Source organism: Pseudomonas sp. 21LCFQ010 (genome assembly GCF_024129905.1).
In the GTDB taxonomy this organism is placed as follows: Bacteria; Pseudomonadota; Gammaproteobacteria; order Pseudomonadales; family Pseudomonadaceae; genus Aquipseudomonas.
In genome coordinates, this window is record NZ_JAMYDZ010000040.1 from 1 (window position 1) to 18,032 (window position 18,032).

The 18,032-nt window shown below is 63.7% G+C and carries 15 protein-coding genes and 1 pseudogene; 7 read left to right on the forward strand and 9 right to left on the reverse strand.

Going from position 1 to position 18,032, the window contains the following annotated elements; all coding sequences use genetic code 11:
• Together NJC38_RS29185 and NJC38_RS27510 are read left to right on the forward strand one after the other, a co-directional pair.
• On the forward strand, window positions 1-110 hold a 110-nt coding region (locus tag NJC38_RS29185), incomplete at its 5' end, for a zinc ribbon domain-containing protein (RefSeq protein WP_366856631.1).
• Between the two features lie 35 nt (window positions 111-145).
• Window positions 146-1,333, forward strand: a pseudogene (locus NJC38_RS27510) (MFS transporter); the annotation flags it as partial.
• A gap of 30 nt (window positions 1,334-1,363) precedes the next feature.
• On the opposite strand, the gene NJC38_RS27515 reads toward NJC38_RS27510, so the two are convergent.
• Genes NJC38_RS27515 through NJC38_RS27525 form a run of 3 tightly spaced genes read right to left on the reverse strand, consistent with a single transcriptional unit; the run spans window position 1,364 to window position 3,931 of the window.
• Window positions 1,364-1,786, reverse strand: coding sequence for a DUF411 domain-containing protein (locus tag NJC38_RS27515; protein WP_231906629.1), 423 nt, complete (start codon window positions 1,784-1,786; stop codon window positions 1,364-1,366).
• A gap of 13 nt (window positions 1,787-1,799) precedes the next feature.
• The gene (locus tag NJC38_RS27520) at window positions 1,800-3,260 is read right to left on the reverse strand and encodes a heavy metal sensor histidine kinase (protein ID WP_253117962.1); all 1,461 of its coding nucleotides are present in this window, start codon (window positions 3,258-3,260) and stop codon (window positions 1,800-1,802) included.
• Window positions 3,257-3,931, reverse strand: coding sequence for a heavy metal response regulator transcription factor (locus NJC38_RS27525; RefSeq protein ID WP_045492402.1), 675 nt, complete (start codon window positions 3,929-3,931; stop codon window positions 3,257-3,259). Before NJC38_RS27525 ends, NJC38_RS27520 begins: the two co-directional genes overlap by 4 nt.
• A 246-nt stretch (window positions 3,932-4,177) precedes the next feature.
• On the opposite strand from NJC38_RS27525, the gene NJC38_RS27530 reads away from it, so the two are divergent.
• The 4 genes from NJC38_RS27530 (at window position 4,178) to NJC38_RS27545 (ending at window position 10,425) form a co-directional block, all read left to right on the forward strand.
• Window positions 4,178-5,380, forward strand: coding sequence for a TolC family protein (locus NJC38_RS27530; RefSeq protein WP_253117986.1), 1,203 nt, complete (start codon window positions 4,178-4,180; stop codon window positions 5,378-5,380).
• A 57-nt stretch (window positions 5,381-5,437) separates the two neighbouring features.
• Window positions 5,438-6,775 carry an efflux RND transporter periplasmic adaptor subunit gene (locus NJC38_RS27535; protein WP_045492400.1) on the forward strand — a complete coding sequence of 446 codons (1,338 nt, stop codon included), beginning with the start codon at window positions 5,438-5,440 and terminating at the stop codon, window positions 6,773-6,775.
• A gap of 20 nt (window positions 6,776-6,795) precedes the next feature.
• Entirely contained in the window at window positions 6,796-9,939 is a 3,144-nt protein-coding gene (locus NJC38_RS27540) for a CusA/CzcA family heavy metal efflux RND transporter (protein ID WP_253117963.1), read from the forward strand.
• A gap of 156 nt (window positions 9,940-10,095) precedes the next feature.
• Window positions 10,096-10,425 carry a DUF2790 domain-containing protein gene (locus NJC38_RS27545; protein ID WP_253117964.1) on the forward strand — a complete coding sequence of 110 codons (330 nt, stop codon included), beginning with the start codon at window positions 10,096-10,098 and terminating at the stop codon, window positions 10,423-10,425.
• Between the two features lie 429 nt (window positions 10,426-10,854).
• On the opposite strand, the gene NJC38_RS27550 is transcribed toward NJC38_RS27545, so the two are convergent.
• The 6 genes from NJC38_RS27550 to NJC38_RS27575 form a co-directional block, all read right to left on the reverse strand.
• Entirely contained in the window at window positions 10,855-11,673 is an 819-nt protein-coding gene (locus NJC38_RS27550) for a methyltransferase (RefSeq protein WP_253117965.1), read from the reverse strand.
• A gap of 80 nt (window positions 11,674-11,753) precedes the next feature.
• On the reverse strand, window positions 11,754-12,584 hold the full coding sequence (locus NJC38_RS27555) for an ABC transporter ATP-binding protein (protein WP_253117966.1): 831 nt from the start codon (window positions 12,582-12,584) through the stop codon (window positions 11,754-11,756).
• Complete coding sequence (locus NJC38_RS27560; protein ID WP_253117967.1) at window positions 12,581-13,624, reverse strand: iron ABC transporter permease; 1,044 nt, start codon at window positions 13,622-13,624, stop codon at window positions 12,581-12,583. The genes NJC38_RS27555 and NJC38_RS27560 overlap by 4 nt, the downstream gene beginning before the upstream one ends.
• Window positions 13,621-14,622, reverse strand: coding sequence for an iron ABC transporter permease (locus tag NJC38_RS27565; protein WP_253117968.1), 1,002 nt, complete (start codon window positions 14,620-14,622; stop codon window positions 13,621-13,623). The genes NJC38_RS27560 and NJC38_RS27565 overlap by 4 nt, the downstream gene beginning before the upstream one ends.
• A 119-nt stretch (window positions 14,623-14,741) precedes the next feature.
• Window positions 14,742-15,635: an iron-siderophore ABC transporter substrate-binding protein gene (locus NJC38_RS27570; RefSeq protein ID WP_253117969.1), complete on the reverse strand. Its 894-nt coding sequence runs from the start codon at window positions 15,633-15,635 to the stop codon at window positions 14,742-14,744.
• 171 nt (window positions 15,636-15,806) lie between these two features.
• Window positions 15,807-16,538: a GntR family transcriptional regulator gene (locus tag NJC38_RS27575; RefSeq protein WP_253117970.1), complete on the reverse strand. Its 732-nt coding sequence runs from the start codon at window positions 16,536-16,538 to the stop codon at window positions 15,807-15,809.
• A 117-nt stretch (window positions 16,539-16,655) separates the two neighbouring features.
• Here NJC38_RS27575 and NJC38_RS27580 point away from each other — a divergent pair, with 117 nt between their 5' ends.
• Complete coding sequence (locus tag NJC38_RS27580) at window positions 16,656-18,011, forward strand: adenylosuccinate lyase family protein (protein WP_253117971.1); 1,356 nt, start codon at window positions 16,656-16,658, stop codon at window positions 18,009-18,011.
• The last annotated feature ends 21 nt before the right edge of the window (window positions 18,012-18,032 follow it).

Here is an 18,032-nt window from a genome sequence, read left to right on the forward strand (position 1 = left end):
AATGGACCTGCGTGTGCTGCGGTACAGCCCACGACCGTGATGTAAACGCGGCCCGGAACATTCTTGCGGCGGGGCATCGCCGTCTAGCTGTAGGAATCCCCGCTCTTTAGGGCGGGGAGGATGTCAAAGGTGGAGGTCGATCACCGACCGCCTGGGCCGCCGCAAGCTATTCTTCATCACCCTGTTTGTGTACATCGGCGCCACCGCAGCCACGGCATTTGCCTGGAATTTGTGGAGCTTTCTGTTGTTTCGCTTTCTGACCGGCGCGGGGATCGGCGGCGAATACACGGCCATCAATTCGACCATCCAGGAGTTCACCATCCAGGAGTTCACGCCGGCGCGTTTTCGCGGCTGGGTCGACCTGACCATCAACGGCACCTTCTGGATTGGCGCAGCACTGGGCGCGGCAGGTTCGATCGTGCTGCTCGACCCTGATTTTGTCGGCAGCGAAACTGGCTGGCGGCTGTGTTTCGGGATCGGCGCTATCCTGGGGCTGTTGATTGTGTTCATGCGCCTGTGGATTCCGGAAAGCCCGCGCTGGCTGTTGATTCATAATCAGCCCGAAGCCGCGCGGCGCATTGTCGAGACCATTGAACGCCGCTACCACGAGCGCGGCATCGCTTTGCCGCCGCCGCAGGGCAAGCCGCTGCGCCTGCGGGCGCGTGACCATACGCCACTCAAGGAAGTGTTCAGTAGCCTGTTTGTGGTGCACCGCGTACGAGCGGTGGTGGGGATGAGTCTGCTTACCGCCCAGGCGTTTTTCTACAACGCGATCTTCTTCACTTACGCGCTGGTGCTCACCGATTTTTACCAGGTACCCTCGGCGCAGGTCGGCTGGTACGTGCTGCCGTTTGCACTGGGCAATTTCTGCGGCCCGCTGCTGCTGGGCCGGCTGTTCGACGTGCTGGGGCGGCGAATCATGATCAGCGCCACCTATTTCATTTCCGGTGCCTTGCTGGCTGTCAGCGGTTACCTGTTCGAGCAGGGCGCCCTGGATGTGATCGAACAGACCATCGCCTGGATGGTGATCTTCTTCTTTGCCTCAGCAGCCGCCAGTTCGGCCTACCTCACCGTAGCAGAAACCTTCCCGCTGGAAATCCGCGCCCTGGCGATTGCCGTGTTCTACGCCTTCGGCACCGGGCTGGGCGGCATCAGCGGCCCGACCCTGTTCGGCGCCCTGATCGAAACGGGCGAGCGCAGCCATGTGCTGGTCGGCTACCTGATCGGCGCCGGGCTGATGATCATGGCCGCGCTGGTCCAGGCGATCTGGGGGGTGGCGGCAGAGCGCAAGTCGCTGGAGCAGGTGGCGCGGCCCTTGTCGCAGGCTGACTGATGGCGGGCAAGCGGGTGTCTGGCCAGCCTGTCAGCGCCCCGGATACTCTGCCACCACCGGCCGCTCACCTGACGCTGTAACCCCGATTACCTGATAGGCGTCCTGGCGGTCGCCGTGTTCCATGCCCGGCGAACCGATGGGCATGCCCGGTACGGCGATGCCGAGCAGTTCCGGGCGTTTGTTCAGGTCGATGATCTGTGTGGCCGGTACATGGCCTTCGACGAATTTGCCGTCGATCACACCGGTATGGCACGAGCCCAGCCCGTGGGGGACCCCGAGGCGTTGTTTGACGGCCGCCATATCGGTTTCGACGTGATCATTGACGCTAAAACCGTTGTCTTGCAGGTGCTTGATCCATTGTTTGCAGCAGCCGCAGTTGGCGTCGCGATGCACGTCGATGGTCGGTGCAGCCTGAGCCAGGGCCGCGCTGGCGGCGAAGGTGGTCAGCAGCAGGGTGCGCAGCGGTTTAGTCAGGTTCGCCAATTGCATAAGTCTTGCCCGTGGTGGTCGTTGAATTCAGGCGCGCAGCGCCATGGGGGAAAATCAGGCTGAAGGTGGTCAGGCCGCCCGGTTCACTGGTCACCGTCACCTCACCTTCGTGGATCTGCATGATCGAGCGCACGATGGCCAGCCCCAGGCCGGTACCGCCCTGGTGGCGGGCGCGGCTGGCGTGAACCCGGTAGAAACGGTCGAACAAGCGTGGCAGGTGTTCGGCGGCAATCCCTTCACCGGCGTTACTGATGGCGAGGCTGGCCTGTTCGCTGTGCACCGACAACAGCAACGTTACCCGGGTTCCTGGCGGCGCATGGCGGATAGCGTTGGACAGCAGGTTGGAGATTGCCCGCTGGATCATCAGCCGGTCGCCCCGAGTACAGGCAGTGCCGTTGACCTGCAGCTTGATGTCGCGTTCTTCGGCGGTCAGCTCGAACAGCTCGACGACTTTGTCGGCTTCTTCGCGCAGGTTGACCGGGTCAGTTGCCAGCGCTGCAACGGGTTGGTTGATGCTGGCCAGAAACAGCATCTGGCTGACCATGCGCGACAGGCGTTCGAGTTCTTCGGTGCATGACTCCAGCGCCTGTTTGTAGTCTTCTGCAGGACGTTCGCGAGACAGCGTGACTTGCGCCTTGCCCATCAGGTTATTGATCGGCGAGCGCAGTTCGTGAGCCAAGTCGTCGGAAAACTGCGCCAGCTGGCTGATGTCGTCATCCAGACGCTGGAGCATTACGTTGATCGCCCGGGCCAGCCCCTGAAGCTCATCAGGTAAGCCGCTGCTGGTCAGGCGCTGCGACAGGTCGCGTGCCGAGACCTGGGCAGCGACTTTGCCAAAGGCCTTGAGCGGGCGCAGCGAGCGGCGCACCACCCACCAGGCACCCCCGCCGACCAGCAAAAATATCACTGGCAAGGCGATCAGGGTCGATTGCACGTAGGCGCGCAGCAGTTCGTCGTCATCCTTACGGTCCAGTGTCAGCACGGCCAGCACCTGCTGGCCGCTGCGCAACTGCATCGGGCTGGCGGCGACCAGCAGCCCATGGCCGGTGTCGCTGCGCAACGCTTGAAAATCCTGCGCCTGGTCATTGAACAACGACTCCGGTAGCGGCGCACCTTCATCCTTGCCGATCACCAGCAGGCGCCGACGCGGTACGCTGGCGTCGAGCAGGGTCAGGGTGAAATTGTCATGGCCGACAATCTGGTCGCGCAGGTTGTGCGAGTTCAGCGATCGGTCATTGCCCGACCAGGAACTCTCGGTCAGGCTGTGCCGGATCTGGCGCAGCTTGTCGGTCAGTTCGTTCTGCGCACGAATGTCCAGTTGCCGGGAAATGGTCAGGCAGGAAAACGTCGCCATGCCCAGCACCAGCAACGCACACAGGGCGCTGACGGTCAGACCCAGGCGCATGGAAAGCCGCATGGTGGGGCGTGCCAGGGTCATTGCCGGGCTTCCAGCACATAACCCACGCCGCGCAGGGTGTGGATCAGCTTGCAGTCAAAGGGGTCGTCGATCTTGGCCCGCAGGCGGCGGATCGAGACCTCCACCACGTTGGTGTCGCAGTCGAAATTCATGTCCCAGACCTGAGAGATGATCCGCGTGCGCGACAACACTTCGCCGCTGTGGCGCATCAGCAGGTGCAGCAGGGCGAATTCCTTGGTGGTCAGGTCAATGCGTCGGTTGCCGCGAAATGCCCGGTGCCGGCCATGGTCCAGTTCCAGATCGGCGATGCGCAATACACTGGGCAGGCCGGGTTGATCGCTGCGTCGCAGCAGGGTCCGCACCCGGGCGAGCAGCTCGGGAAACTCGAAGGGCTTGACCAGATAATCGTCGGCGCCCATGTCCAGGCCTTTGACCCGGTCTTCGAGGCGCCCGCGGGCGGTGACCATCATCACCCGGGTATGGCTGCTGGCACGAATCGCTGCCAGCACTTCCCAGCCTTCGAGCTGCGGCAGGTTGACGTCGAGGATGATCAGCTCGTAATCCTGGGTACGCGCCAGATGCAGGCCATCGATGCCGGTGCCGGCGACGTCCACCACGTAACCGCTTTCGGTCAGGCCCTGATGCATGTATTCAGCGGTTTTGGGTTCGTCGTCGACAACCAGGATACGCATCGAATAGGTTCCTCGTAGGACCGGCTTCAGCCGGGAAGCTCAGCGCAGGGTAAAAAGCTGCCGCACTGTAATACAGATCGCTGGCTATTTCGGCCGGATAACAGAATTGTAATTTTCCGGCAATCTTGTCGATAACGCCGCTTTTCTACAGTCCCCCGCATTCCTTTTTCGGCCCCTTTCGGGGCTGTTTTTGTGTTGCGTCGGGGGTGTCAAGTGTCTGGGGATCGTAAACCATATCGACTGATGATTCGCGCCGGGGTGCTGTGTGCCCTGCTGTTGCCGGCCAGTCATCTGCAAGCGGCGCCGTTGACCCTGGCGGCCGCAATCGACGCCGCCTTTGCGCGCAATCCGGAGCTTGCCGCAGTCCGCCAGGACATCGGTATCGCCGAAGGCGAGCGGCGTCAGGCCGGCCTGTTGCCCAATCCCGAGCTGTCCTGGGAGGCAGAAGACACCCGCCGCGATACCCGCACCACTACGGTGATGCTCAGCCAGGCGCTGGAACTGGGGGGCAAGCGTGGTGCGCGCATCGATGTAGCCGAACGCGGCCAGGACGCGGCGCGCCTGGAGCTGGAGCGGCGCACCCTGGAGCTGCGTGCTGATGTGCTGCTGGCTTTTCATGCCGCGGCGCGGGCGCACACCGCCGTCGAACTGGCCGGCCAGTCGCTGCAACTGGCCGAGCGTGGTTTGCGGGTGGCTGACGGCCGGGTACGGGCCGGCCAAGTGTCGCCGGTCGAGGCAACCCGCGCCCAGGTGCAACTGGCCGAAACCGAACTGCAACTGCGCAAGGCCCGCACCGCCCAGGCCGACAGCCTGCGCCAGCTGGCCAGGGTTATCGGGACGCAGGAGGGTGAGTTCGACAGCCTGCACAGCGCCGATCTGGCACCCGGCCAGGCGCCGACAGCGGCAGTATTGTTCGACCGGCTTGAGCAGGCCCCCGCCTTGCGCCTGGCCGAGGCGCAGATCCAGCAGCGTGAAGCCATGCTCGGTTCGGCGCGTGCCCAGCGGGTTCCCAACCTGACCGTCAGTGTCGGCAGCCAGTACAGCCGTGAAGACCGCGAGCGGGTCAATGTGGTTGGCATGTCGATGCCGTTGCCGCTGTTCGATCGCAACCAAGGCAACGTACTGGCCGCATCCCGGCGCGCCGATCAGGCCCGCGATCTGCGCAACGCCGTCGAGCTGGACCTGCGCACCCGCACCCGTTCGGCCCTGGAGCAGTGGAGCACCGCCAGCAGTGAAGTGGAGTCGTTCAGCCGCATCATCCTGCCTGCCGCGCAGCAAGCCGTGGACACGGCCACCCGCGGTTTTGAAATGGGCAAGTTCGGCTTCATCGACGTGCTCGATGCCCAACGCACCCTGATCGACGCCCGTGGCCGTTACCTCCAAGCCCTGGCCGCCGGCAGTGAGGCCCGCGCCGCCATCGAGCGCATCTACGGCGCCAACCCCCTCTGATCCGATTCCGGCTTGCGCCGCGCGCGCAGTGCAGGCCATGACCTTGCAGGAGCTTTCATGAACAACAAACGCAGCCTGGCCATTGCGGTGGCGCTGGTCGCCCTGGGCGGCATCGGCAGTCTGACCCTGAACGACGAACGCGGTGCAGTGCTGGCCAGTGCCCAAGCGGCGCCAGCGGGCCACGAAGCGCACGACCATGACCATCCCGAGCCGGCCAACGCCGACGCCCCCAAACCTGACGGGCAGGCTCATGCCCGGCAAGAGGAACACAAGGACGATGACGGGCACAAGGATGAACAGGCGCATGGGGCCGATGAACATGGCAATGCAGAGCAAGGCGCTGATGAGCACGGCCACGAAGAAGAGCAAGGGCAGGTCGAGTTATCCGCCGAGCAGATTCGCGCCGCCGGCATCGAGCTGGCGGTCGCCACAACCCGGCCGCTGAACCTGTCGGCCAGCTTTCCCGGCGAGATCCGGTTTGATGAGGACCGCACCGCGCACATCGTGCCGCGGGTCAGCGGGGTGGTAGAGCGAGTGATGGTCGAATTGGGCCAGCAAGTCAAAAAAGGCCAGGTGCTGGCAGTGATCTCCAGCCCGCAGATCGCAGACCAACGCAGTGAGCTGAGCGCTGCCCAGCGCCGCCTGGAAACCGCCGGCAGCACATTACAGCGGGAAAAGACCCTCTGGCAGGACAAGATCTCTGCCGAACAGGACTACCAACTGGCCCGTCAGGCCTATCAGGAGGCGCAGATCAATGTCGCCAATGCCCGGCAGAAACTCTCGGTCATCGGCGCCGGGCTGAGCCCTGATGGCGGCAACCGCTATGAACTGGTTGCCCCGTTCGACGCGATGATCGTCGAGAAGCACCTGAGCATCGGTGAGGTGGTCAACGAGGCCAGCAATGCCTTCACGTTGTCGGACCTGTCGCGGGTCTGGGCCACGTTTGGTGTCACGGCCAAGGACCTGGACAAGGTCATGATCGGTCGTGAGGTGGTGGTCACCGCGCCAGACCTCAATGCCCAGGTGCAGGGCAAGGTCGGTTATGTCGGCAACCTGCTCGGTGAACTGAGCCGCACCGCCCAGGTGCGGGTGACCCTGGCCAACCCGCAAGGCGCCTGGCGCCCCGGTCTGCTGGTCAACATCGAGGTGGCGACGGCTGATGGTCAGGCGGCGTTGAGCGTGCCGGAGGCCGCCTTGCAGACCGTTGAAAACAATACCGTGGTGTTCCTGCGCAATGCCGAGGGCTTCAAGGCCCAGCCGGTAATGACCGGGCGCCGTGCCAACGGCCATGTGGAGGTCCTCGGTGGCTTGCAGGCCGGTGCGCAGATCGCCGCTGCCGGCAGTTTCGTCTTGAAGTCGGAGCTGGGCAAAGGCTCGGCCGAGCACTCTCACTAACAGGCCATGAGTAAATCCGCATGTTTGAACGCCTGATTCAATTCGCTATCGAGCAGCGCATCGTGGTGATGCTCGCTGTCTTGCTCATGGCCGGTCTGGGGATCGTCAGCTATCAGAAGCTGCCCATCGACGCGGTCCCGGACATTACCAACGTCCAGGTGCAGATCAACACCGCTGCACCGGGCTTTTCGCCGCTGGAAACCGAGCAGCGCATCACCTTTGCCATCGAAACCGCCATGGCCGGTCTGCCCGGCCTGCAGCAGACCCGTTCGCTGTCGCGCTCGGGGCTGTCGCAAGTCACGGTGATTTTCAAGGAGGGCACTGACCTGTTCGCCGCCCGCCAGTGGGTCAGCGAGCGCTTGCAGAATGCCCGTCAGCAATTGCCGGCCGGGACCGATGCGATCATGGGCCCGGTGTCCACCGGGCTTGGAGAGATCTTCCTGTGGACGGTGGAAAGCAAACCCGGTGCGCTCAAGGAAGACGGCACCGCCTATACCCCCACCGACCTGCGGGTGATCCAGGACTGGATCATCAAGCCGCAACTGCGCAATGTGCCAGGGGTGGCAGAGATCAATACCATCGGCGGCTTCGCCCGGCAGTTCCAGATCGCTCCGGACCCGCGCAAGCTGGCGGCCTACAAGTTGACCCTGGCTGACCTGCTGACTGCGCTTGAGCGCAACAACGCCAACGTTGGCGCCGGTTATGTGGAGCGTAGCGGCGAGCAATTGCTGATTCGTGCGCCCGGCCAGTTGGGCAGCCTGCAAGACATCGCCAACGTCGTGGTGACCAGCGCCCAGGGCACGCCGGTGCGGGTCAGTGATGTGGCCGAGGTAATGATCGGCAAAGAGCTGCGCTCTGGTGCCGCCACCGAGAATGGCCGCGAAGTGGTGCTGGGCACCGTGTTCATGCTGATCGGCGAGAACAGCCGCACGGTCTCGCAGGCCGTGGCGGCAAAGCTGGCAGAGATCAACCGTAACCTGCCTGAGGGCGTGGTGGCGGTGACCGTCTACGACCGCACCAATCTGGTCGAAAAAGCCATTGCCACGGTGAAGAAGAACCTCATCGAAGGGGCGATCCTGGTCATCGTCATCCTGTTTCTGTTTCTCGGTAATATCCGCGCCGCGTTGATCACCGCCATGGTGATTCCGTTGTCGATGCTGTTCACCTTCACCGGGATGTTCAGCAACCGGGTCAGCGCCAACCTGATGAGCCTGGGCGCGCTGGACTTCGGCATCATCGTCGACGGCGCTGTGGTGATCGTCGAGAACTCGATCCGCCGTCTGGCCCACGCACAACACAAACATGGTCGCCTGCTGACCCGCAGCGAGCGCTTCCATGAAGTGTTTGCCGCCGCGAAAGAGGCGCGCCGCCCGCTGATTTTTGGTCAGTTGATCATCATGGTGGTGTACCTGCCGATCTTTGCCCTCACCGGGGTCGAGGGCAAGATGTTCCACCCGATGGCCTTTACCGTGGTGATCGCCCTGCTTGGCGCGATGATCCTGTCGGTGACCTTCGTGCCAGCGGCCATTGCCATGTTCGTCACCGGCAAGGTCAAGGAAGAAGAGGGGCTGGTGATGCGCAAGGCGCGTCAGGGCTATGCCCCGGTATTGCGCTGGGTGCTTGGTCATCGCGCGGCTGCCTTTGCCGTGGCGGTGCTGTTGGTGGTGTTGTCCGGCTTTACCGCCAGCCGCATGGGCAGCGAGTTCATTCCCAGCCTGAGTGAAGGCGACTTTGCCTTGCAGGCGTTGCGGGTGCCGGGCACCAGCCTCAGCCAGTCGGTCGACATGCAGCAGCGTCTGGAAAAGGCCGTGATGGAAAAGATGCCGGAAGTCGAGCGGGTCTTCGCCCGGACCGGCACCGCCGAAATCGCCGCCGACCCGATGCCGCCGAACATTTCTGACAGCTACGTGATGCTCAAAGACCGCAGTGAATGGCCGGACCCGGACAAGTCCCGTGAAACCCTGATTGCCGAACTGCAAGCGGCAGCGGCCGGCGTGCCGGGCAGCAACTATGAACTGTCGCAGCCGATCCAGTTGCGCTTCAACGAGCTGATTTCCGGGGTGCGCAGCGATGTGGCGGTCAAGGTGTTTGGCGACGACATGCAGGTGCTGAACCAGACCGCTGCGCAAATCGCCGCCAGCCTGCAGAACGTGCCAGGCGCTTCCGAGGTGAAAGTCGAACAGACCACCGGCCTGCCGATCCTGACCATTAACATCGACCGCAACAAGACCGCGCGCTACGGCCTCAATATCGGTGATGTGCAGGACGCGATCGCGATTGCCGTCGGTGGTCGTGAGGCCGGCACCCTGTACGAAGGCGACCGCCGCTTCGACATGGTGGTGCGTCTGCCGGAAAACCTGCGCACTGACCTCGACGCCTTGGCCAGCCTGCTGATACCGGTGCCAGGCATCGCTGGAGCGGGTGCTGCCGGGCAGCAGATCGGCTTCATCACCCTGGCCCAGGTCGCCAGCCTGGATCTGGAACTGGGGCCGAACCAGATCAGCCGGGAAAACGGCAAGCGGGTGGTGGTGGTCAGCGCCAACGTGCGTGGGCGTGACCTGGGCTCATTTGTTGCTGAGGCGGGGCAGACCTTGCAAGAGCAGGTACGGATTCCGGCCGGTTACTGGACCACCTGGGGTGGGCAATTCGAGCAACTGCAATCGGCGGCGCAGCGTTTGCAGATCGTGGTGCCGATCGCCTTGCTGCTGGTGCTGACCCTGTTGTTCATGATGTTCAACAACCTCAAGGACGGCCTGCTGGTGTTCACCGGCATTCCCTTCGCATTGACCGGCGGCGTGCTGGCGCTGTGGCTGCGCGACATCCCGCTGTCGATCTCGGCCGGGGTGGGCTTTATCGCCTTGTCGGGCGTGGCGGTACTCAACGGTCTGGTGATGATCTCGTTCATCCGCAACCTGCGCGAAGAAGGCCGTTCACTGGCCGATGCGATCAACGAAGGCGCCTTGACCCGCTTGCGTCCGGTATTGATGACCGCCCTGGTAGCGTCGTTGGGCTTCATCCCCATGGCACTTGCCACCGGCACTGGCGCAGAAGTGCAACGGCCGCTGGCGACTGTGGTGATCGGCGGCATCCTGTCATCCACCGCACTGACCCTGCTGGTGCTGCCAGCGCTGTACCAGTGGGCGCACCGGCGCGAGCAGGACTGATCCGGCAACCCGCGACAACAAAACCCGCCCTCGGCAGATGGCGGGTTTTTTGTTTATCTGTCAGGCAGTTGCAGATGACGAAATGGTAATGCGCAGGTAATGCCCGGTTAATCCGCGCCTCGTTAACCTGAGGCCATCTTTTGACGGAGAACCACCATGCGTATGTTCAAGATGCTTTTCGCCGGCCTCGTTCTGACCCTGCCACTGGCCGCCCAGGCCTACAGCCCCAACCACACCTTTTCGGATAAAACCGCCCAGGCCTGGCGCGAGACCGTACAGCAATACGCCGACAAAGCCGGCCAGCCCGCGCCGCAGATCGAAGAGTATCGCTACGGCATGCCACTGGATGTTGCCCAGGTCAAATTCCAGAGCCCGCTGGGCAAAACCTGCGATGTCGTCTCGCGCCTGATGGTCTACGAAGACACCCAGGGCACACTCAAAGCCGTGCGCTACCAGGCGATGAGTGATTGCCGGTCTAATCAGTAAGGCGTCAGCCTGACCAACACTGTTGGCTGGCTGGCTGGCTGCTGTTGCTGTTGCTGTTGCTGTTGCTGTTGCTGTTGCTGTTGCTGTTGCTGTTGCTGTTGCTCTGTTCTTGCTCTTCGTACCGAGATGGCACAGACGACGCAAATCGCGACTTGGGCGCTGGCCGAAGGTAGGCGGCGATTCGGGGGAGAAACTGGCAGGGAAGCCAGTTTCAGGTGCGCTGGGCAGGGATGCCCATCGCGCCGGCCCCCGAATCGATGCCGGACGGAGGGAAGTTCGCCCGCAGGGCGGACCCAAGCCAGGAGCAATGCCTTTGGTTACTTTGGGCGAAACCAAAGTAACTCGCCCGTCGGGGCGAAACCCGCAGCCCAGACAACCGCGGCAAAGACCCTTGCATAAAGCGAAAGGCCTTCGCGGTTAAAACCGCTCCTACGGCTTCACAAACTTCAAAGTGAACCGATCCGACTCCCCAATCGCCGCATATTTCGCCTTGTCCTGCTCGCCGAGCTTATAGGTCGGCGGCAGGCTCCAGACCCCGGCCGGGTAGTCCTTGGTGTCCTTGGGATTGGCATTGACCTCACTCTTGTCAGCCAGCTTGAACCCCGCATCCAGCGCCAGCTTCACCACGTAATCCGTCGGCAGATAACCGGTCTGCTTATTGCTCGCCAGATCCGTCCCATCCTTGGCTCGATGATCCTCCACACCCAAAACACCACCGGGCTTGAGCACCTTGAAAAACGCCGCAAACGTCGCCTCGGCGGTGTTCGCGTCGGTCCAGTTATGCACATTGCGGAACGTCAGCACCCGGTCTGCCGAAGCCGCCGGGCCGAATACCGGCGCCTTGGGATCGAACGCCACCACCTGGGCATTGGCAAATCGCTTTGGGTCATCCTTGAACCGGGCTTTGATCCGCTCTGCCGCCTTCTGGTAATACTCGCCGGAGGCCGGATCCTGCACCGCAGCGATGTAATGCCCGTGATCCTTGACCAGCGGCGAGATGATCTCGCTGTACCAGCCGCCACCTGGGCTGATTTCGATCACCGTCTGGTTGGCCTGCAAGCCGAAGAATTGCAGAGTCTCCTTGGGGTGACGATAGACATCCCTGGCACTGTTGTCTTTCGAGCGCCAGTCGCCCGCCAGCACCTCGGTGTATTGCTGGTCGCTGATCGTGACGGGATGGCTGGCCGCGTGGGTAACAGACGGTGCGAGCAGGGTCGTGAGGGTCAGAGCCAGGAGCGTCGGTTTCATATTCATCCTGAAAAAAGTGACTGTGAAGGAAACCTAACACGCGACTGTGTAACATCCTTGCAACATTCTCTGCTCTGCACCTAACCGACAGTTCTAATGCGCTGCACGCCAGCAATGATCGGCGTACCGCTATGCGGATCGCGCAGCAACTCGCATTTGACCCCGTACAATTGCTCGACCAGATCGCCGGTGACCACCTCGGCCGGCGCCCCTTCGGCCACGATGCGGCCGTCCTGCCTCGCCACCAGATAATCGGCATAACGACAGGCGCTGGACAGGTCGTGAACCACCATGACGATGGTCTTGCCTGCTTTGGCCAGAGCGCCAATCAGCTCGAACACCTCGATCTGATGGCCGAGGTCCAGGGCCGAGGTGGGTTCGTCGAGCAGCAACAGCGGCGTGGCCTGGGCGATAGCCATGGCGATCCAGGCGCGCTGGCGCTGGCCGCCGGACATCGACTCCAGTGGTCGGTGCTCCAGCGCGCTCAGGTCGGCGGCGGCAATCGCCGCATCGACGATCAGCCGGTCCTGCTCCGACCACTGACTGAGCATACCTTGATGCGGCTGACGGCCGAAGCGCACCAGTTCATGGACGGTCAGGCCATCCGGGGCGCTGGCGTCCTGGGGCAACAGCGCCAGACGCCGGGCCACAGTGCGGGTCGGCAGCTCGCTGATGGCTTTGCCATCGAGCAGCACCGCACCGGCACTGGGCTTGTGCAGACGGCTGAGCCCGGTCAGCAAGGTCGACTTGCCGCAACCGTTGGGGCCGACAATCGCGGTGACCTGCTGCTGCGGCACGCGCAACGACAGCCCTTCAATGATCCGCGTGCGGGCGTAGTCCAGGCTCAGCTCCCGGGCTTGCAGGTCGGCAACCGGGGCATCGCTGTGCAGTAGCGCAGGGTTGAGGCTCATGGGGTACTCCGTGCGGGTTGGCGGATCAGGATCCACAGCAGATAAGGGCCGCCAACGATGGCGGTGACGATGCCCACGGGAATTTCCAGCGGTGCCAGCAGGGTGCGTCCGCTCCAGTCGGCACAGACCATCAACAGCGCGCCGGCCAGTGCGGCATTGACTAGCGGCACGCCGCGATGGCCCGACAGGTAACGGGCCAGTTCCGGTGCGGCCAGGGCTATCAGGCCAACCGGGCCGACCACCGCGACTGCCAGGCAGGTGAGCAACACGGTCAGGGCGAGGATCATGATCCGCACCCGGCGCAGCGCGATGCCGAGCCCTTGTGCCACCTGGTCGTTGAAACGCAGGGTCGCCAGCGCACGGGTCAGGGCCAGGCAGCAGGGCAGCGCCAGCAACAGGCCGATGCCCAGGCTCTGGACCGCCAGCCAAGGCCGGGCGCTGAGGGTGCCGACGGTCCAGGGGTAGGCGAGGTTGGCGCTGTCGATGTCGGTGCGCGCCAGCATCAGGTTGGTCAGCGCGCCGAACACCGCGCCAACGCCAATGCCGACCACGATAAAGCGATAGCCACGCGAGCCGCTGCCGCCTAGCCCGAATGCCAGGGCGGCGGCGGTCAGTGCACCGATCAGCGCCAACCCCGAAGGGGCCAGGCTGGTAGGGATAGCGACAATCGATGCCACGGCGAAGGCGGTTGCGCCGTCGTCGATGCCGATCACGCCGGGGGTGGCCAAGCGGTTACGCGCCAGGGTTTGCAGCAGGCAGCCGGCCGCGCCCAGTGCTGCGCCACTCAGCAACCCGGCGAGCAGGCGCTCCAGGCGCAGCTCGCGGATCAGGAACACATTCAGGGTGTCGCCCTGGCCGAACAGTGCCAACCCGGCGCCCCACGGGCTGAGCCCGGCAGCGCCGCTGGCCAGGCTGACCGCGCAAAGCACCAGCAACGCCAGCGTCAGGCCGCAGGTGGCGGCGGTGGCGCGCTTGGGCAACAGCAGCGAGTAACGACCCGTGCGGATCAGCCAGTAGCCGGCAAGCGGTGGCAGGTTCATAGGCGGGGAATCCTCTGACCACGCACCACGGCAATCAGGATCGGTGCGCCGATCAAGGCGGTAATGACCCCGATCGGCAGTTCGTAAGGGCGTACGCTCAGGCGCGACAGGATGTCGGCCAGAATCAGCACACAAGGGCCGAGCAATAGCGAAGGCAACAGGCTGCGACGGATGTCCGGGCCGACCAGACGCCGCGCCACGAAGGGCACAATCAGGCCAATGAAGCCGATCGGCCCGGCCGCCGAGGTGGCAGTGCCGACCAACAGCGCCACGGCGATCAACGCCCAGAAGCGTACCCGCTGCGGATGATGGCCGAGCCCGCTGGCCATGCGTTCCCCCAGTGCCAGGCTGGCCAGCGGGCGGATCAGCGGCAGCAGCAACAACAGCCCGGCGATCACCCCCGGCACGCTCCACAGCAGCGTATCGGCCGAGCGACCGGCCAGGGCGCCGATGATCCAGAAACGGATTTCATCGGCGCTGCGTTGGTCGTGCAGCAGAATCAACGCGGTCAAGGCACTCAGCAGGCTGCTGAACGCCGCCCCGGCCAGCACCAGCCGCACCGGGTCATTGCCCAGCGTGGCGACCCGGCTGACCAGCAGCACCAGCAGGCAGCCGACCAGTGCACCTGTGACCGCCACGCCCAGATTGACCGTCGCCGAGCTGGCGCCCCAGGCCACCGCCAGCACCACCGCCAGCGACGCCCCGGCACTGACGCCGAGCAGACCCGGCTCGGCCAGCGGGTTGCGGGTGGTGGCTTGCAAGACGATCCCGGCCGCGCCCAGCGCTGCGCCGACCAACAGGCCGAGCAGGGTGCGTGGCCAGCGCAGTTCGAAGACCACGAAACGGTCCTCTGCGCTGCCCTGGCCGAGTAGCGTGCGCAAGGCTGCGCCTGGGCTGGTGTCGCCCGCGCCGAACAACAGGCTGGCTAGGGTGACCAGCGCCAGCACGCTGACGCAGGCGAAAAGGGTGGTGCGGTAGGACGGGTTGATTGCAGTCATCGTTACGTCTGAAGAGGGAGTCTTTATCCCGTAGGCGCGGTCGGGCGGCGATCCGCTTTAGCCGCGAAAGGCTTCGCAGCTAAAGCTGCTCCTACGCGAAGCTTCTTATGCCTTGTAGATCAAGGCTTGAGGAAAACCTTCTCCAGATCATCCAGCACTTTATTGGCGGCCAGCGGGCCGGACCCGCTGGACCAGACCTGGCCGTCGACATCGATCACCTGCTTGTTGCGCACCGCGCCCAGACGCTCGAAAGCCGGTTGCTGACGTGCTGTTGCCAGAGTCTTGGCGCCATCGCTGTTGAGGCTGGCGACGAACAGCCAGTCGGCGTCGATCTTGCTCAGGTTCTCCAGGCTCAGGATGTCGCTGTGCGGCTTGCTCAGGCTGCTGGCCAGCTCAGTGCTCTTGAAACCGGCGGCGCTCAGCAACTGACCGGCAAAGATCTTGCTCGACATGGTCATCGGGCCTTGCGGGTTCCAGCGCACCACCGAGACGCTTTGCCCGGCAGGGACGTTGGCTTTGAGTGCCTCGATGCGCGTGTCGATGGCCTGCAGCACGGCCTTGCCTTGCGCTTCACGATCCAGTGCCTTGGCGTAGAACCGCGTACCGTCCTGCCAGCCGGCGCTGCTGTCGCCCTTGGCCACCACGGTGGGCGCGATGCGGCTGTAGGCGGCGTACAGCTCTTTGTTGATGGTGCTGGAGGTCAGGATCAGGTCCGGCTTGAGCTTGAAAATCGCTTCAATATTCGGCGCCCGGCTGGTGCCGACGATAGCTGGATTGCCGGCCTTGTCTTTCAGGTAGCTTGAGACCTGGTCACTGCCACGGGTGGAGACCGTGCCGACCGGCTGGATACCCAGCGCCAGGGCGGTATCGAAGCTGTCCTCATCGAGGGTGATGACCCGCTGCGCGGTGCCTTGCAATTTGATCGGCCCATATGCGCTGTCAAGCGTACGTTCGGCGGCCTGCAACGGACCGGCCAGCAGGGCGAGCATCAGCAGGCTGAGGGTTTTGAGCATGGCGGGCGTCCTTTCAAGGCAAAGAGAAACGTCGGCGCCATGGCTGCAACAGGATAGGAAGAAACAGCAAATCCAGAGCGCTTGACGCATCAGTCAGGCGCTGGATGCTAGTTTTTCTCATTTGAGAGTAAAGCGTTTTTACATTTTATACATTGGCCGCCACGGGCCGGGTCAGCTGCGGTCGCGCTTCATCTGCAACACCAGAGTGAAGCGGTCATCGGGGTGGATCGTCTCCGAAGCGACAATCAACTCGCCGCTATCATCGCGATACTGGCGCAGAATCTTCAGCCCCGGCGAGCCCGGTTCGGCGTTGAGTTTTTTCGCCAGCGCGGCGTCAAGCAGTACGGCGCGCACTTGCTGGTCGATGACGTCGATGTACCGGCCAAAACCGGCCTCGATCAGGGTGGCGATCAGCACGCCGGGCTGCTCGCGGGCCTGCTCGATGACTTCGGCGTAATCGTCCTGGGCGTAGACATCGGTCCAGCACAACGGCGCATTGGGGTGCTCGCGGTCGATCCGCACACTGGACACACAAAAGTAATGCTCGCCCGGTTGCAGGCCAAGCCGCTTGGCCTGGGCAATGTCGGCGACAAAATGGCGGACATCCTGAATATCGCGCTGCTGGGTCTCGGCCAGATGGGCAAGGTCCGACACCGTCGCCAGTGAGTGCGAGTAGCCGCCGCGTGGCGAGCTGGCTTCAACCCGGGTGCCGACCCGTTTGCGCCGTGACACCAGGCCTTGGGTCTGCAACTGGTTGATCGCGGCGCGCACTGTATGACGGCTGACTTCATACAGCTCACACAGCTCGAATTCGGTCGGCAACAGGCTGCCCACCGGGTATTTCCCTGACCCGATGCCCTCCATCAAGTCCCTTGCCAGCACCGCATAGCGCGTTTCGTTCATGCCTTTTGTCAGCCTCGTCAGATCAACCGGTTGACAGTGTATCAGTGTGCTGGCAACAATTATGTACGGACATGATATATATGTACGGCCAATAACAACATTTCAGGATACTGCCCCATGTCCACCACCGTTTTTGACTCCACTCTGTTTCGCGACATGTTCGGTACTGCCGAGATGCGCGGGGTGTTCTCCGACAAGGCGTTGATCGAGCGTTATATCGAGGTCGAAGTGGCCCTGGCCCGCGCCGAGGCGCGCTGCGGCGTGGTGCCGGCCGAAGCCGCCGAGCAGATCGCCGCGCTGTCGCGCTACGAGTCGCTTGACCTGGCACTGATGCAGCACGAGACCGAGATCGTCGGCTACCCGATCCTGCCGCTGGTCGAGCAACTGTCGAAACTCTGCGGTGAGGCAGGCCGCTACGTGCACTGGGGCGCGACCACCCAGGACATCATGGACACCGCCGTGGTCCTGCAGGTCCGCGCCGCGCTGGCCATCGTCGAGCGCGACATCCAGGCGGTGCGCGGCCTGCTGGCCGGTCTGGCGCAGCGCTATCGCGACACGCCGATGGCTGGCCGTACCCACCTGCAGCACGCCTTGCCGATCACCTTCGGCTACAAGTGCGCAGTCTGGCTGAGCATGTTCGACCGGCATGCCGAGCGCCTGGTTGAGCTGCGTCCGCGGGTTGAAGTGGGGCAGTTCGCCGGTGCCGCCGGCACCCTGGCCTCATTGGGTGACAAGGGCCTGGAAGTGCAAGAGGCGCTGATGGCTGAACTGGGTCTGGGTGTGCCGCAGGCGACCTGGCACGTGGCCCGCGACGGCCTGGCCGAGACGCTGAACTTCCTCGGTCTGGTTACCGGCTCGCTGGGCAAGATCGCCCTGGACATCATGATGATGATGACCAGCGAGCTGGGCGAAGCCTATGAGCCGTTCGTCAAGGGCCGTGGCGCCAGCAGCACCATGCCGCAGAAGCGCAACCCGATCAGTTGCGAACTGATGTACGCCGCCGCCAAAGGTGTGCGCCAGCAGGCCGGGCTGATGCTCGATGCGATGATCCAGGACTTCGAGCGCTCCACAGGTCCCTGGCAGGCCGAATGGATCGCCATTCCGGAAGCCTTCGCGCTGAGCGCCGCCTCGCTGGGCCAGGCCAGGTTCATGCTGGCAGGGCTCGATGTGCGCACCGAGCGGATGCGCGAGAACCTCGACATGACCCAGGGTCTGATCGTCGCTGAAGCCGTGATGATGGGCCTGGCCCCGGCACTGGGTCGTCAGGTTGCCCACGATGTGGTGTACGCCGCCTGCCGCCTGGCCAACGATCAGCGCATCAGCCTGCTCGATGCCTTGCTGGCCCAGGGCGAGGCTACTGCCGAACTGGACGTCGAAGAACTCAAGCGCCTGACCGACCCGGCCAACTACCTGGGCCTGGCACCACAAATGGTCGACCTGGCCCTGGCGCGGCCCGGCGCCGTGCCACGTTAAGTCCTTGCGGGCCCTGCTGCC